The sequence below is a fragment of the Bacteroidota bacterium genome, from assembly GCA_016713925.1.
GTDB lineage: Bacteria > Bacteroidota > Bacteroidia > AKYH767-A > OLB10 > JAJTFW01.
In genome coordinates this window covers 532,706-549,220 of the sequence record JADJOH010000007.1, presented here as the reverse complement: position 1 = coordinate 549,220, position 16,515 = coordinate 532,706, and the positions used below count along the sequence as shown (strand labels likewise).

The window sequence follows — 16,515 nt, the reverse complement described above, 5'->3', positions numbered from 1 at the left end:
TCCCGCTCTAAACTTCAAGATGTACACACCTTCATTGAGTTTTCCTGTATTCAGGGATAGGTATCACTAGAAGTGAAATTCACTCTGGAAATAACAGCACTGTCATTCGGTAAAAACACCTGTGAACCGGAGGACCAGTTTATAAATTGATAGGGCGTATCCGGTAATGCCTCCAATATATTCAGCATCCCTCCAAAATAATTACCTTTCCAAGGTAATGAATCATGTACCAGTGTATTAAATTTAATTCCTCCTGCACTGATGGGGTCAGCGGTTAGTGTAATTTCATAAGGACCATTAAGATTATAGCAACTGTTTATTCCGGTAGCAAGATTATTACAACGATTTAAAATAAATGTTCGCAAGGTGTCGACATTTAATAACCATTCTGCATAAGTGCCATTCCAACGATTGGCATGAGCTGACATTTCAGGATCCAGTTTAGCAACGATGCTATCTAATTGTCCGATCATATTATCACAACTGAAAACGGTATTCCATAAATCAATAATTCTGGAAATATAAAACTGATTAAAATCCGGATTTTGCCGGAGTCGGTTTAACACCTGTATATGTCCTTCCGGATCAGAATTTGTTGTGGTCAGTCCTTCGGGATCACAAATATCTGCGTAGGCGCTAGTGTTAGGAATACCTGTATAATTAATATAATGTCCAAAGGTTGCATCATTGTCCCAAAGTATATACCCCCAACGTCGATGTGTACCTGTTGAATCCATTCCTCTCCACCAACCGGTGTTGTAATTGAGCCAGTCGGAGCAAACGGTCATGGCATTCGCAATCACATAATCCACAAGGCTGGTACCATCATAAAGGTTATTTACATAATTATAATTAGCAGCATTGGCCATACTGTTCGTCATGATATAACTATACAATGCTGCCCAGTCAGAAAGAGCGGTTGGTCCGCCATACTCTGCCCAGGTATTTCCCCATGTCTCGATGTATTGCAGGTTGTATTTATCCTGCCCGTAATAATATTCGGTATAATCGTGTTCGTCCGGATTTTCTCTGATATCATACACTCCCCAATAGGCTCCATTGAGATAGACAATTGCCTTTTCAGCATTCCTTACATCCAGATTCATCCCTCCCTTTTTTGCCAGCATATGAATATAGGCATCGCGAACGTGCGCGCTTCCGAGATTGGCTTGTCGGTGATCAGCCGGATAGTTATCATCTCCTGCAGCACGTAAAATGATGCGTTGGAAATTTTCTCTGGGGGAATATTCAAACAATTTTTCCTCGATGCTATGGTTATAGCCCATTTCGTCACGGGAAATAAAATCCAGACTTCTCTGACTCAAAACCCATGAATCCTGTCCATGGCGATTGAATTCTCCATAGGTATTCGCCTTCCGCACACCAGCTGTATCGAAATACTCAAAAGTTCCTTTGGGCTCAAGTGATCCACTGCCGTTGGCCAGAGTAGTTAGTTGAGAAGCAGCGATGGATATAATCGGAAGCGTATGACTTACATTCATAAAATAGGTCTGATACTCCACAAAGCTGGGCAAAACATTGGGGTCAGGACTCCAGGTAATTGCTTTCAGTACTGAGGTAGTAGAGATTAAAACACCGGTACTGCATATAGGTGAAGTAAGGGTTGGCAAAGATCCATCCGTAGTATACCTCATGGTACTACCGGGCTCTGTATTCGTCAGAATTACAATAATCGGAGGAGGATAAAAACCTGCTCCAACGGAAAAATCCGGTTTGTCAGCATATCTTGAATAAGGAGTAGAAAAGTTATTGGAAGTATTCGGTGAGGGATTCGTAAAAATACTCCAGGTACCGGCCCCATCTGTAGTTCTTCCGCGGGAATGTCCAACTTGTGTTTTATTTAAGGATAAACTGTCTAACACTATTCCGGTCGGATCTGAAAAAACAATTTGTTCCTTACTGTTCTTAGTTTGTGTCAATCTGAAATTTGTATGATAATTATTGGTTGAATAATTATCACGGCCGGAGCACCAAAACCTCACAAAACCGTTGGCAGGTACGACCACAGCTGCAGGGATGGTGTATTTTAAAATATTGGTAGAATCATCACTCAGATGGAATCCACCCAACGGCATAGGAAATGGAGCCGTGTTGTACAACTCGATCCAATCTTCATAATCAGAGTGATTATCAACAAATTGTGTAAGATTCGATGCGGAATATTCATTAATTATAACCTGTGCCTTTATGTCAGAACCACATAATAATACCACCAGGAATACAATTTTCTGTAATTTTTTTATCACAAGGAAGGAGGTTTAATTGTTTGTGGTCTAAAGGTATTAAATAATTGTTAAGTCCGACATTCCTCCCTTTCAAAAGCTATCAACAGCATAATCGTTTTAAATTTACAAAGACATTAAAAGCTCCATGATTGAACCTTACCATTAGGTGATTGGTTTCAATAGCTGGAATATATTATTCATCTCTGAACTCCTTGCCGATGGTACATATAATTAATTTTCAACACCATCCGTTCAATATAATTACCCAAAGATTAGAATATCAATTATTTGGGTAAATTCATAAATTAGATAGCTTTGTGCTACGCTTAAAAATATTCAGCAAATCCTCTAAAACCACAACCAAAAGCCCAAATTTTCGTAGGAGGATCGCAACGGCTTAATCAAACCCAATAGAAATGCAACGATTAAAAATCTGACCAAGAGAATTTTAAAAATCCATCCGAAGTCTAATCTTACTCCTTTAAGGGATATCATTCAACTAGGAACAAAAGTTCATGGATATTTTATTCCTGAAAATTTCCTTAACTCCTCTTCTTTATGCTATTGCGTGGGTGCCGGAGAAGACATTTCCTTCGACACTGAATTGGTGCACCATTTCGGTTGCGATGTGGTCATCCTTGATCCTGCACCTGAGGGCATCAATCATTTTAATCTTTTGAAAAGTAAAATAGAAAATCACGAAAGTTTATCACTGAATAATTTAGAGACCAAGTTTACTTATCGCATCAAAAAGGATCAGCTTTCAAAATTGAAATTCATTGAACTGGGTGTGTGGACTGAGGCCACTATGATTAAATTTTACAAACCAAACATTGGAGACTACTATGTATCTCATTCTATAGAACTCTTCAAGGAACATGGCGAATATATTGAAGTACCCGTTGACAGGTTGTCGAATATCATGAAGTCTCAAGGCCATACCTCTATTGATCTGTTAAAACTCGAAATTGAAGGTGCTGAATATAAAGTGATAGAAACAATTGTTGAAGACAAACTCGACATCAAGATAATTTTGGTAGAATATGATGAAGTATACCATTGTAAAGGTCTTGATTATTTAAAGAGGATAAAAAAATCATCCGAATTACTACTCGACAACGGATACAAAATTGCACACTCCACGGACATGTTCAAAAGACTCTTTGTGAGAAACGATGTTTTCGAGCAAATTTCCGCACAGGAAAAAGCAAAAAAAAGAGCCTGAAAAACTGACTATCCTTTTCCAATCGCCTCCCTTCTGGCTAAACCGATAAAACCAATTCCGGTTAGCGTGCTCAATGCGATGAGTAGGGAAAACATGCTATCAAATCCATATTGATTGGCTATTCCCAACCCGATGACGGGTGCAGCAATATTGGCAATACCAAATGAAATAGAATACAATGCAGAATACTGACCTTGTCGTTCCTTTGGAGGTCTGGACAACGCATAGTTCATCATAAATGGCATTGTGAAAATCTCTGATAAGGTTATGGTTACTGTATAAAATATGGCCCATATCATCCATCCTTTTCCATACTGCAGCATTAAAAAGCAAAGCGGTAAAAGGAATGTCCCCACTATGATAAAATGAAATATCTTCTTACTTTTTTCCAGTTTTAAAATCAGTGGCATTTCTATTAATACGACCAGTAGCCCATTAAGAGCCATTAACAGTCCGATAACATCTTCATTGTAATGACAAATTTTACTGAAATACTGGGGAATACTGGCGAATATCTGGAAGAAACACGTCCCGTATAAGGCCACAAGGAAAATGAAAAGTAAATAACGGCGATCCCTATACGCAGATGTACTGGAATCATTTAACACTTCGGAGGATTGGCTGGAATGTGGAGATTCCTTTCTTGGCAAATAGACATAAAGCAGTACAGCTGCACCAAACGTGGTGACGGCATCAATAACAAACAACCATTTATATCCAAGATACATCGCAATAAACCCACCTGCAGCGGGCCCCACAGTAAATCCCAAATTGACCGCCAATCTGACCAATGAAACTGATCTGGTTCGATTACTGCTATCGCTATATACCGCAATTGCTTTTGAATTGGCCGGCCGGAACATATCAGCCGCAAATGCATATAAAAAGATAACGATACCTAATCCAACTATTGATGTAACCCATAATAAATTAAGTAAAACCAATCCACTTACAATAAGCGACAATACCATGATGTCAAAATAGTTCTTTCTGTCGGTCAGCCATCCGCCGGCATAGCTACCTAACACACTTCCTATTCCATACAGACTCATTACTGTGCCGGCATTACCAATTGAAAAGTGCAATACATTGGTCATGTACAGCGATGTGAAAAGCAATACCATTGAACCACTCCTATTGATGAACATTACAATAGCGAGAATCCAGATATTACGCTGCAAATTCGAAAACGACTGTCGGTACAGATTCAGCAAGATGATTGATTTGAAGGAGTAAATCTATTAAATCTGATCAATACTGAAGGTGCACTATCAAACCTGATTCTTAAAAATAACTTTAAGAGCTTTAAATGTTCTTTAAAATCCTAATAAAAACTGATTTTCTCAACAAGTGGCCGCGTTACATGATCGAATGCTGTTATTGAGAGAAATGTAGCCGCGTTACATGATCGAATGTTGTTTTTGCGATAACAGTAGCCGTGTTACATGATCGAATGCTGTTTTGCGATAACAGTAGGCGCGTTACATGTAACGCGCCTACGGTTATCGCGGCTACGGTTCTCGCGGCTGCTGCTACATTTATCGCGGTTATAGAATGGGTTATAGGAAGACTAAAACATCTTTCCTCTTTTTGCAAATAAGGCATCAGCACTTGCTTGTAGCCCTTATTTACATCAGCCTCGACAAAATCGATGCGGTATTGAGCACATTTCAGAGTCAATTCCTTTCTAAAAGCATCCATACTCTTAAGATAGGCCTCACGTACTTGTGCGGCATGGACTTTTACTTCCTGCCCGCTTTCCACATCAATAAACTGATAGGGTCGATTCTCAAAATTAAAATCCAACTCCAGTCGTTTATCAACGACATGAAAAAGTATTACTTCGTGTTTATTGTAACGTAAATGCTGCAATGCACTGAACAATTCTTTCGCATCGGAATTATTCTCGAACATATCGCTAAAAATGATTACAAGTGAACGTTTATGGATATTCTCTGCTATCTGATGCAAGGCATTGGCCAGAGCTGTAGAAGTACTGCCTTTGGATGCAATGGCTTCCTCCAGTTTATGAATAAGCAATTTATGATGAACGCTGCTACTTCTTGCTGCTGTACTTACTTCGACTTTGTCGGAAAAAATACTTAATCCGGCAGCATCGCGTTGCATTTTTAGTAACTGTATAATTGCTGCTGCACAATGAGATGAAAAGGTGATTTTATTAAGGATTTCGGGATGCCTTTTATCAAATTCAGGAAAATGCATTGATGCTGAATTATCCACCACTAACTGACAACGCAGATTGGTTTCTTCTTCATATCGCTTGGTAAAAAGTTTGTCAGTCCGGCCGTATAACTTCCAATCGATATGTCGTGTGGGTTCACCGGTATTATAAATCCTGTGTTCAGCAAATTCCACCGAAAATCCATGGAATGGACTTTTATGTAGCCCGGTAATAAAACCTTCCACCACTTGACGAGCGATTAACTCGAGATGAGTAACTTGTTGGTATTCCTGGGGATTTATTGCCATCTCTATAAAATGATTGTAACCGGTCTTGTCTTAAACGCAAAGAACAACATTCTGTTGCACATTGCAAGAACATGACCGGCTACGAATCGCTCAAACCATCAACGCACTTTTATTTATTCAATTCAAAACTCCTTTTTAATTTAATGATTGGCTTTTACATCTGCGCATCAAGCTTTCCTGCCAATACAGATTTAGGTGCCGCACCCACTTGCTTATCTACCACTTGTCCGCCTTTGAAGAATAATAATGCCGGTATATTGCGAATACCAAACTGCATAGAAATATTAGGATTATGGTCAACATTTAATTTACCAACCACTGCTTTACCTTCGTATTCCTTTGCGATTTCTTCAACAAATGGTCCTACCATTCTGCAAGGTCCACACCACTCTGCCCAGAAATCCACTAATACCGGTTTGTCTGATTTCAGAACTAGTTCGTCAAAGTTCTGATCTGTTAATTCTAATGCCATGATTTTATTTTTTTTATTTATTGAACGTTTGTATTGACAAATATTGTTCCTTCTCCTGATTCTGCCATTCTGTCACTGAAGTGTGACATCACCATTCGTGATTTTAACGATTTGCTCAATCAGCGGATTATTGATCTTCACTTTTATAGACTTACTATGAAAGGGTAACTGCCACCTTTTCTCGTCATCATATATTTTGAATCGAACCGGCGTACCACCCTGATGCTGACTGAGTAAGTCCTGTAATGCACTACCTATTGACGCGTTCAGATGTATTAGTTTCATATGAACCACCAGTTCCTTTGACATCTTGTCACCTATATCCGTGAGATAATGCATCGCATAGGGCTTCAATTCAAATTCATCTTCCTTCTTAAAGCGGTTCTGCACTTTCGCTTTAATGAAAACCAGGCTCTCCGGCTCCAGATATTGCTTCAACTTGCCATAATCTTCGCCAAACAGGGCAATTTCCATACTTCCACTAAGATCTTCAATGGTGAAACTTCCAAAGGGCTTTCCTGCTTTACTCATACGATGATTCACCAAGGTGATGATTCCCGCAAAAGCAATATCACGTCCCCGCAACAGTTTCAGCCCTTCACCCGTTATCAAATCATCAATCGTATGGGAGCAAAAGTTTTTTATTTCAAACTTGAAATCATCGAGCGGATGCCCGGAAATATAAAAGCCGATGACCTCCTTTTCCTTTCCTAAGGCTTCCAGCTTACTCCAGGGCTCACATTTTGATAAAGCCGGCTGCGTAATTTCTTCTACCAAGGAATCACCGAACAAGCTTTGTTGCTGACTGTTGGCCTGTAGAGTTGCTGCATTTCCAAACCGTACCGCCTTTTCCAATCCATTTATTCCATCTCTAGGATCGATGTAGAAATATTGCGCACGATGAACGCCTTCGAAACAATCAAGTGCACCGGCTTGTGCCAGACTTTCCAGACAACGTTTATTCACTGCTTTTCCTGAAACCCTTTGCGTAAGGTCAAAAACGGATTTAAAAGGTCCATCCAACTCACGTTCACGGATAACCGAAATAATCGCCTGCTCCCCCACTCCTTTTACTGCACCTAATCCAAACCGGATTTGCCCTGATTTATTTACACTGAAATTATACTGCGACTCATTGATATCCGGACCGAGGACGGGTACACCCATTCGTCTGCACTCTTCCATAAAGAAAGTTACCTTCTCTAACTGACCGAGATTATGGGTTAGTACAGAAGACATGTACTCACCCGGATAATGTGCTTTCAGGTAAGAAGTTTGAAAAGCAACAAAAGCATAGCAAGTGGAATGTGATTTATTAAAGGCGTAAGATGCGAACGATTCCCAATCTTTCCAGACTTTATCACAAATTTTTAAATCATGACCGTTCTTCTCACAACCCTCCATGAACTTACCCTTCATTTTATCAAGGATATCCTTCTGCTTTTTACCCATTGCCTTTCGCAGTGTATCCGCTTCTCCTTTAGAAAAGCCTGCCAGTTTCTGGGACAATAGCATTACCTGCTCCTGATAAACGGTGATACCGTAGGTTTCTTCCAGATACTCCTCCATTGCCGGTAAATCGTATACCACCGCTTCGCGACCGTGTTTACGCGCTATGAAATTGGGAATATATGCCAGAGGTCCCGGACGAAACAACGCATTCATCGCGATCAAATCCTCGAGTTTATCCGGCTTCAGATCTTTGAGATACTTCTGCATTCCCAGGGACTCAAACTGAAAAGTTCCATTCGTTTCGCCCTTCTGATACAATTCAAATGTCAATGGATCATCGAGTGGAATTTTATCAATATCAATTTGCACACCATGATTCTGATGAATTAACTCCAAAGCATCTTTAATAATGGTAAGCGTTTTCAAACCCAGAAAATCCATTTTGATTACACCTGCGTCTTCAATCACACGACCATCAAACTGTGTAATTAACAATTCTGTTTCCTTAGAGGTGGCCACAGGAATAATTTCCTTCAGATCTTTAGGGGCGATGATAATTCCCGCGGCATGAATACCTGTATTCCGGACTGAACCTTCCAGCACCATGGCTTCATGCAGCACCTGAGAACGAATATCCTTTCCGTTTAATATCTCACGCAATTGCTTAACCTGTTCAATCTCATCGCTGTTCAAACCTTCTTTCTCTTTCAGACTTTTTTCTCCATCTATCGGTGCTTTCAACACACGATTCAATTCAATTCCCGGACGTTCAGGAACTAATTTTGCGAGAGCATTTGAATCAGGTAATGGAAGATCTAATACGCGGGCAACATCCTTAATACTCATCTTTGCCGCCATCGTTCCATAAGTAACAATTTGCGCCACCTGATTCCGGCCGTATTTCTGCACGACATAATCAATCACTTTCTGACGACCATCGTCATCAAAATCTGTATCAATATCAGGCATACTCTTTCTATCCGGATTCAAAAAACGCTCAAACAGCAATTTATACTTAATCGGATCTATATTGGTAATCCCGGTACAATAGGCAACCGCAGAACCGGCCGCTGATCCCCTTCCCGGACCTATAAAAACACCGATATCACGACCGGCCCTGATGAAATCTGCTACAATCAAAAAGTAACCGGCAAAACCCATTGTCTTAATCGTGAACAACTCGAAATTAAGGCGTTCTTCAATTTCAGGAGTAATTTGTCCATACCGTTGCAACGCACCGGTATAAGTGAGATGATGCAGGTATTCATCCTGTGATGTAAACTCAGCAGGCACCTGGAAATTTGGCAAAAGAATATCCTGCTTCAAACGCAACGTTTCAATTTTGCCTACAATTTCATTCGTGTTATCAATGGCTTCGGGAATATCAGAAAAAAGTGCTGACATCTCCTTTGTCGTCTTGAAATAAAACTGATCATTATAAAAGGCAAAACGCTTTCCTCTCGTCGACATATCATCATCGGCGAATTCCTTCATCGTTGGCGTACTTTGCTTCTCACCGGTGTTGATGCATAGCAAAATATCATGAGCATTATAATCATCCTGATTCACATAGTGCGAATCATTTGAAGCAATCATCTTTACATTGTACTTCTTTGCGAAACCAAGAAGTACTTCATTTACTTTCTTCTGCTCCGGAATATCATGACGTTGCAATTCGATATAATAATCCTCTCCGAAAATATCCAGCCACCATTTAAATTCTTCCTCAGCTGCAGCTTCTCCTTTTTAATGATTGTCTTTGGAACTATGGCGCCCAAGCAACAAGTGGTAGCAATCAGTCCTTTATAATGCTGCAATAAAAGTTCCTTATCAACACGAGGATACTTTCCATATAAACCTTCAATATATCCAAGAGAACAAAGTTTGATAAGATTACTATAGCCCTCTGCATTCTTTGCCAGTAATAATTGATGATACCTGACATCCCGTTCATCTCGTGTAAACTGTTGCTTGTGGCGAGACTCAACCATATAAAATTCGCAACCCACAATGGGCTTAATGGTGTCCGGATTTTCCTTTGTATTGTACTTTGAGGCTTCGGCTACAAATTTGAAAGCCCCGAACATATTTCCATGATCAGTGATAGCCAATGCAGGCATTTTATCCTCCACTGCTTTTTTATACAGTTTAGAAATATCTGCGGCTCCATCAAGCAGCGAGAACTGCGTATGGACGTGTAAGTGGGAAAATTTTGTCATTTGAACCCCAAAGTTAAAAAGGGAAAGATTGATTTCCTGCCCGGATATCTTAACCCATTCAAATTGAACAAGCAGATAGTTTTAAACACCTTTTTACACTTCCCTATCCATCTATCTTAAAACTCTTAATATCAAAGCTTTGCATCCATCCTGACTTATTTCGTTTTAATTTCCATTTCTTTTTAACCATTAGTGCCTACACCTGTTGTTCTAATAAGATACTTTAATCAAATTCATCATATTTTAAAAACAAAACAAATCCATGTTTAAAAAACTACTGCTATTATCCGGTTTTACAATCGGTTGTCAAATAGCCAATGCACAACCTACCATCCAATTTGAAAGAAACTTCGGTGGAACAAACAACGAACAGATTAACTGCATGTTACAAACCTCAGACGGGGGATACTTACTCGTTGGTACGACCAATTCCAATAACGGCGATGTATTGAATCCCATCAGCGGAGATGATGTATGGATTGTGAAAACAAATCCAAATGGAACCATTACCTGGAGAAAAACTTTTGGTGGTACAGGGGATGACAGGGCATTCGCTGCCCAACAAACTAGTGATGGCGGCTATATCGTTACCGGTACTTCCAACTCAACGAGTGGCGATGTCATCAATAACCGGGGTGGATTTGACATATTCCTTCTGAAAATTAACGCCAGCGGTATAAAAACCTGGTGGAAAAACATAGGTGGTTCTGATGATGATGAGGCACGAAGTGTTTGGCAGCACTCAGATGGCGGATACATTCTTGCCGGTGGTACAAAATCGGATGACCAACAACTGAACAATAACAAAGGGGGCTATGATTTTCTTGTAGCCCGCGTGAATTCAGCCGGAAATCTCCGCTGGTGCAGAAACTATGGCGGATCCTCTGATGAGATTGCCTCCGGTTTACAGCAAACAAGTGCAGGAGACATTATTGTTGCCGGTTCAACTACTTCAAATGATAACAATGTCAGTAATAATAAAGGTGGATCTGATTATTGGGTGGTAAGACTTAAAGGGAATGGTGATATCAAATGGGCAAAAACCTTTGGAGGAACAGATTATGATGAAGCTGCTTCTATTCAACAGACGAGCACTGGAAACTTTGTTATTGCAGGAACAGCCATCAGTAACAACGGTGACGTTCCCGGAAACAAAGGCGGGGCTGATTTTTGGGTAATCCGAATCAATGGAGTTGGAGGAATAGTGTGGTCCAGGAATTATGGTGGTGGAACTGCCGATGATGCAAGATCCATTCGCCAAACTCCTGATGGTGGTTTCCTGATTGCCGGAGAGACGGAGTCTGCATCGAACCAGGTTCCCAACAATTCCGGAGGAGATGACTTCCTGATAGTAAAAATTAGTTCGAACGGGGCTTTCCAATGGGCAGAAACTTCAGGTGGAAGTGATGATGACCGCGCTTACAGTATAGTCACTACTAACGATGGAGGATTTGCTGTAGCAGGTGCTTCACAATCGGATGACGGTAATGTTGGAAATAATAATGGAAATAATGATTTCTGGTTTGTCAAATACAATTCTTCTGCGAGCAGATTTGGTATAGATGCTGCTGAGTCTATTGTGAAAATTTATCCGAACCCTGTGTTTGATCAACTGTTTATCAACAGCGTTGATCAAATTGAAATCATCAGAATTTACAATTCAATGGGGCAACTTCAATTAACGAATACTATTGGAAACACTAATGGGGTGATGAATCTATCTAATTTATCCTCCGGTCTATATATTTTAGAATCAATAAACGATCAAGGCATAGGCACTCGCCAATCCTTCATCAAGCAATAATCTTAATGTAGTTGCTACATAAAACAGGGATTCGAACAGAACTCCCTGTTTTTTTATGCATTTTTTTGAATACTACTTTTCTATTTCACATCATAGAAGTGTTACTCCTGTATACTCACTTCATACCAATATTATGCAATAGAAAAGGTCCTCCGTCAACGAAGGACCTTTCATGAGATCTTGTAGTTTTTTTTCTTTATTCAGATCATAGGCAACAGGATTTAATTAATTAATCGGTTTGAATACATAGCAATGATAGGGCAGAAAAAAAGGGTTGTCAGATCAATAAATGTGAATTTCTTACATCTTTGCAGAACTATATGAAATACATCTTATTCTACTTAACGTTATTGATTCATGCATTGCCTTTATCGGTGAACGCACAGGAGATCTGGAACAAATACAAAAGCAATGTATCTGCCACCTACAGTGAGACCATTCTTTTTTTTAAAGAGTTGGACAAAAATTATCCTCAGGCAAAGCTCATGGAGTATGGAAAAACTGATAATGGCAAGCCTTTGCATTTGTTTGTAATAAGTCCTGAAAAGATTTTTGACCGGGATGCCCTGCGAAAAATGGGGTATACCGTTTTGTTAATCAACAATGGCATTCACCCGGGTGAACCGGATGGAATCAATGCCTGCATCAGGTTGTCAAAATTTATATTAGACGGAACGGAAAAATTACCTGCAAAAGTAGTTCTGGCAATAATTCCTGTTTACAACATTGAGGGGGCTGAGATAAAATCAAACTTTTTCCGCGCCGGACAAAATGGTCCTAAAGAAGTTGGTTTCAGAGGTAATTACAGGAATCTTGATCTCAACAGGGATTTTATCAAATGCGATTCTGAAAATGCCAAAAGCTTCACCCTGCTCTATCAAGCCTGGGATCCGGATGTCTTCATCGACACACATGTTACAGACGGGGCAGATTATCAATATGTGATGACGTTAATCGATTCGCAAAAAGACAAGCTTCACCCTATCATCAGTAAAGTCATGCAGCAAAATATTCTCCCCACCCTTTACTCTGAAATGGAGAAGTCCGGCCAGCCTATGTCGCCCTATGTGAATGTTTGGGGAAAGAGTCCGGAAGAAGGAATGGAAGGTTTTTTGGAATACCCTCGTTTTGCATCAGGATACAGTACCCTTTTTAATGCTTTCCCCTTCGTAACTGAAACGCATATGCTGAAGCCTTTTCCAGAGCGGGTAGATGTTACCTATCAGTTTTTGAAAGTCGCCCTCAACACCTGTAGTAAATACGGTAGTGTTATTCAAAAGTCCCGCAAGGAAGCCAACGACTTCATAAAAAATCAGCAAATTTTCCCCTTGCTTTGGAGCATTGACAGTACACAAAAAGACAGCTTGCTTTTTAGGGGATATTCCACCACACTTTCTACAAGTCCGGTCACCGGTCTCGATCGTTTAAACTTCGACCGGAGTCGTCCGTATTCAAAATACATTCCCTATTACAATACCTTCAAAACTTCCCTGGAGATAACACGGCCTCCTGCTTACCTTCTTCCTCAAGCATGGAAAGAAGTTATTGAGAGATTAAAATATAATGGAATTGAAATGGACCGTCTAAAAAGAGATACGGTCATTGAGGCTGCTGTTTACTATATCCGGGATTACACTACAGTTAAAAAACCATATGAAGGGCATTATCTGCACAGCGATGTAAAAGTGGATTCCGATACCCAGCGCATTCAATGTTTTGCCGGTGACTATGTTATTTCATGCAACCAGCCGGCCAACCGCTATATCATTGACACATTAGAACCTCAGGCACCGGATGCTTTCTTCGCCTGGAATTTCTTTGATGAAATCTTACAACAAAAAGAATGGTTTTCAGACTATCTATTTGAAGATGAAGCTGCTGGTATTCTGAATCAGAATCTTGAATTAAAAACTGAATTTGAGAAGAAGAAGTCGGCTGACCCTGAATTTTCCAGAAGTTCGTGGGCGATGCTGAGTTGGATCTTCGAACGATCTAACTGGAAGGAGCCCAGTCATTTACGTTATCCTGTACTTCGGTTATTAGAACCATTTCAGGTGAATTCAAATGAAATTAAGTGAATACAAAATTTCAAATCACTGATTTTCAATCTATTTAATCATATCAGACTTGTCAGAACGGAAATATTTTGCATCTTTGCGGCCCCTCATGCGGAGAATGAAGGGAGAATAAAACAACAACAATAAATTATGCCAACAAAAATCAGATTACAACGTCATGGAAAGAAGGGTAAGCCTTTCTTCCATATTGTGGTGGCAGATGGTCGTGCTCCGAGAGATGGACGTTTCATCGAGAGAATCGGTTCTTATAACCCGATTACTAATCCTGCAACTATCAGTATTGATACTGAGAAAGCAGCAGATTGGATGATGAAAGGAGCTCAGCCTACTGACACGACCCGTGCTATCCTAAGTTACAAAGGTGTTCTGTACCGTGTACACTTAAACAAAGGAGTTGCCAAGGGCAACCTTACCCAGGAACAAGCAGATGCAAAATTCGTCGCCTGGGAGCAAGAGAAAATCAACAAGATCGAAAACAAGAAAAAGACGCTTGCCGACAACAGTTCAAAATCGCATACATCACGCCTTGCTCAGGAAGCAAAAGTGAATGAAGCCCGTCTGGAAGCCCGTAAGCGCAAGGAAGCAGAAGCCGTATTGGCTGCTACTCCTGCTGCAGAAGAAGCTCCGGCAGCTGAAGGTGAAGCACCTGCAGCCGAAGGTGAAGCACCTGCAGAAGCATAGTTTTAAAATAAAATTCCGGGAAGGCTGTCGCTTAAGAGTGGCAGCCTTCTTATATTTACATCTCTCAATTCCGGTTTATGAATGAACATCCGCAACACTTTCTATTTGGTACAATAATTCGTACACATGGCGTTAAAGGTGATTTTCTGGTTGCCATGGATACGGATAGCCCTGGCCGTTATAAAAGCCTCAAAGTGGTTTATGTTGAGGTTGATGAAGTTTTAAAAGAATACAATGTCACAAAGGTCTCGATCAAAGAAAAGGAACGGTCAGCCTACCTGCATCTTCAGGGAATAGAAGACATGAGTACGGCAGAAAATTATTTAAAATACAAACTTTTTTTGCCCATAGAAATGCTACCTAAACTTCGTGGGAAAAAATTCTATTTTCATGAAATCATCGGGTTTAAAATATGTGATAAAACCAAAGGTGAACTGGGTCCTGTCACCACTGTATATGACCGGGGAGAACAACCGGTGCTTGAGTTTCTTTACAACGATCATAAAGTATTATTTCCCATTCACGATAAACTCATCGTAAAGATTGACCGTGAAGCAAAGGAGTTTCATGTTGATATGCCTGAAGGGCTTTTGGATATTTATCTGGAGGAGTAAATTTTCACCCTCGGCTTATTTCAGCAACACAAACTTATAGTCATCAAATTTAATAATGTTGACTGATTTCCTTTCAAATCCACAAGCATCACAAACCGGCGATAAGTGTTCCGAACCATTGGAATGATATAAGAAATTTGAATAAGCGAGCTTTTTACCACCGGTACGAAACTCCTGAGATGCAATAAAAGAAATTTGATCGTAGGCCATATAAGCCTGAATCAAAGGATCCGCATGATACTCGCTGATAAATTTTTTCCTGAAAGCATTGACGGAAGGAGATGAAATATCCGCATACATCCCATTAAAAAAAACAGCATCTAATTCTTTCATTAATCGGGGATCTATCGAGTTAAATGTTTCCCAACCGGGCATGCCGCATAACATAAAGGAATAATCGGTTTTAACTTCACTTATTTTATTGAGGATGGATGATAAAAAAGATTCATCTGAAGTAGGAATAATAATTAAATTTCTCTTATTCTTCAGTAACTTGCTCTTTAACAGTGACCAGCCATCTGATTTGTAATTTATCACTGTGCCGCTCGACTTTCCTCTTATACTATCAATAACCGAGGCGAACAATGCAGCAATATCATTCTCCCGACGTTGCTCTCTCGAAACAATGATGAAATTAGATGCAGGATACTTTTCAGCCATAAAAATAGCTGTCTGCCTGATTTGAGTATTATTACTGGGACTTGCTAAACGCATCCACGGATGATTTTCCAAAACCTGAGTATTACTTCCATAGAAAAAATAAAAGGGTTTCCTTAAACGATCTGAACATGCTGCTGATACACCGTTAAAGTTGGGCGACAAGAGGGATATCACCGCATCTACTCCTTTCAAAGACTCTGTCTGCAACGTTTTCACAGTAGACAGGGAGTCAAAACCTGTATCAATAATTTTAAATTCAATATTAACTAAATCATTTTTCAAATCTGCTTGTGCAAGTTTCGCCCCTTCCAGAAAATTCAAAGCTTGCAATGCTTCCGGTAAAATAAGTGGTGATCCATCCGGATTGGTATCATTTTTAAAATGAGCATCAATTTGCAGGGGCAATACTAATGCAATGGTTAATTTATGAATGGACGGGATAATAGTTGGAGTCGTGTCCTTTGCAACCACTAAAGAATCTCTTTTAACAGGAACATTAGCACTTCCTGAAATTACGGGCGCTGTGCTTTTTTTAGATGTACCACAAGACATCCAAAAAAAGGATAGACCTACT

At 40.0% G+C, this 16,515-nt stretch carries 10 protein-coding genes and 1 pseudogene; 5 read left to right on the top strand and 6 right to left on the bottom strand.

From position 1 onward, the window contains the following. Positions 1-50 precede the first annotated feature (50 nt). Positions 51-2,267, bottom strand: coding sequence for a CotH kinase family protein (locus tag IPJ86_10400; GenBank protein ID MBK7887673.1), 2,217 nt, complete (start codon positions 2,265-2,267; stop codon positions 51-53). Positions 2,268-2,814: 547 nt separating this feature from the next. Here IPJ86_10400 and IPJ86_10395 point away from each other — a divergent pair. After that, positions 2,815-3,471 (top strand): FkbM family methyltransferase, encoded by a 657-nt coding sequence (locus IPJ86_10395; protein MBK7887672.1) that lies wholly within the window; start codon positions 2,815-2,817, stop codon positions 3,469-3,471. 8 nt (positions 3,472-3,479) lie between these two features. Here the strand turns inward: IPJ86_10395 and IPJ86_10390 are convergent, their stop codons facing one another. From IPJ86_10390 to dnaE, 4 genes and pseudogenes are all read right to left on the bottom strand, one after another. Then, on the bottom strand, positions 3,480-4,685 hold the full coding sequence (locus IPJ86_10390; protein MBK7887671.1) for an MFS transporter: 1,206 nt from the start codon (positions 4,683-4,685) through the stop codon (positions 3,480-3,482). A 163-nt stretch (positions 4,686-4,848) separates the two neighbouring features. Beyond that, on the bottom strand, positions 4,849-5,961 hold the full coding sequence (locus IPJ86_10385) for a DUF58 domain-containing protein (GenBank protein MBK7887670.1): 1,113 nt from the start codon (positions 5,959-5,961) through the stop codon (positions 4,849-4,851). 154 nt (positions 5,962-6,115) lie between these two features. Then, the gene (trxA, locus tag IPJ86_10380) at positions 6,116-6,433 is read right to left on the bottom strand and encodes a thioredoxin (protein MBK7887669.1); all 318 of its coding nucleotides are present in this window, start codon (positions 6,431-6,433) and stop codon (positions 6,116-6,118) included. 72 nt (positions 6,434-6,505) lie between these two features. Continuing rightward, positions 6,506-10,104, bottom strand: a pseudogene (gene dnaE, locus IPJ86_10375) (DNA polymerase III subunit alpha). Between the two features lie 262 nt (positions 10,105-10,366). Here dnaE and IPJ86_10370 point away from each other — a divergent pair. The 4 genes from IPJ86_10370 (at position 10,367) to rimM (ending at position 15,281) form a co-directional block, all read left to right on the top strand. Next, positions 10,367-11,908, top strand: coding sequence for a T9SS type A sorting domain-containing protein (locus tag IPJ86_10370; GenBank protein ID MBK7887668.1), 1,542 nt, complete (start codon positions 10,367-10,369; stop codon positions 11,906-11,908). Between the two features lie 320 nt (positions 11,909-12,228). After that, a complete protein-coding gene (locus IPJ86_10365; protein MBK7887667.1) occupies positions 12,229-13,986 on the top strand; it encodes a hypothetical protein in 1,758 nt (585 codons plus the stop codon). A 129-nt stretch (positions 13,987-14,115) separates the two neighbouring features. Beyond that, positions 14,116-14,667, top strand: a complete 552-nt coding sequence (locus IPJ86_10360; GenBank protein MBK7887666.1) for a 30S ribosomal protein S16 — start codon at positions 14,116-14,118, stop codon at positions 14,665-14,667. Positions 14,668-14,744: 77 nt separating this feature from the next. Further along, positions 14,745-15,281, top strand: a complete 537-nt coding sequence (gene rimM / locus IPJ86_10355) for a 16S rRNA processing protein RimM (protein MBK7887665.1) — start codon at positions 14,745-14,747, stop codon at positions 15,279-15,281. 15 nt (positions 15,282-15,296) lie between these two features. On the opposite strand, the gene IPJ86_10350 is transcribed toward rimM, so the two are convergent. Then, entirely contained in the window at positions 15,297-16,493 is a 1,197-nt protein-coding gene (locus IPJ86_10350; protein ID MBK7887664.1) for a hypothetical protein, read from the bottom strand. Between the last annotated feature and the right edge of the window lie 22 nt (positions 16,494-16,515).

Bases quoted from the DNA above. Each gene is read 5' to 3' on its own strand.
- rimM (MBK7887665.1), top strand. From the start codon at position 14,745: ATGAATGAACATCCGCAACACTTTCTATTTGGTACAATAATTCGTACA.
- IPJ86_10360 (MBK7887666.1), top strand. From the start codon at position 14,116: ATGCCAACAAAAATCAGATTACAACGTCATGGAAAGAAGGGTAAGCCT.
- trxA (MBK7887669.1), bottom strand. From the start codon at position 6,433: ATGGCATTAGAATTAACAGATCAGAACTTTGACGAACTAGTTCTGAAA.
- IPJ86_10385 (MBK7887670.1), bottom strand. From the start codon at position 5,961: ATGGCAATAAATCCCCAGGAATACCAACAAGTTACTCATCTCGAGTTA.
- IPJ86_10350 (MBK7887664.1), bottom strand. From the start codon at position 16,493: ATGTCTTGTGGTACATCTAAAAAAAGCACAGCGCCCGTAATTTCAGGA.
- IPJ86_10370 (MBK7887668.1), top strand. From the start codon at position 10,367: ATGTTTAAAAAACTACTGCTATTATCCGGTTTTACAATCGGTTGTCAA.
- IPJ86_10365 (MBK7887667.1), top strand. From the start codon at position 12,229: ATGAAATACATCTTATTCTACTTAACGTTATTGATTCATGCATTGCCT.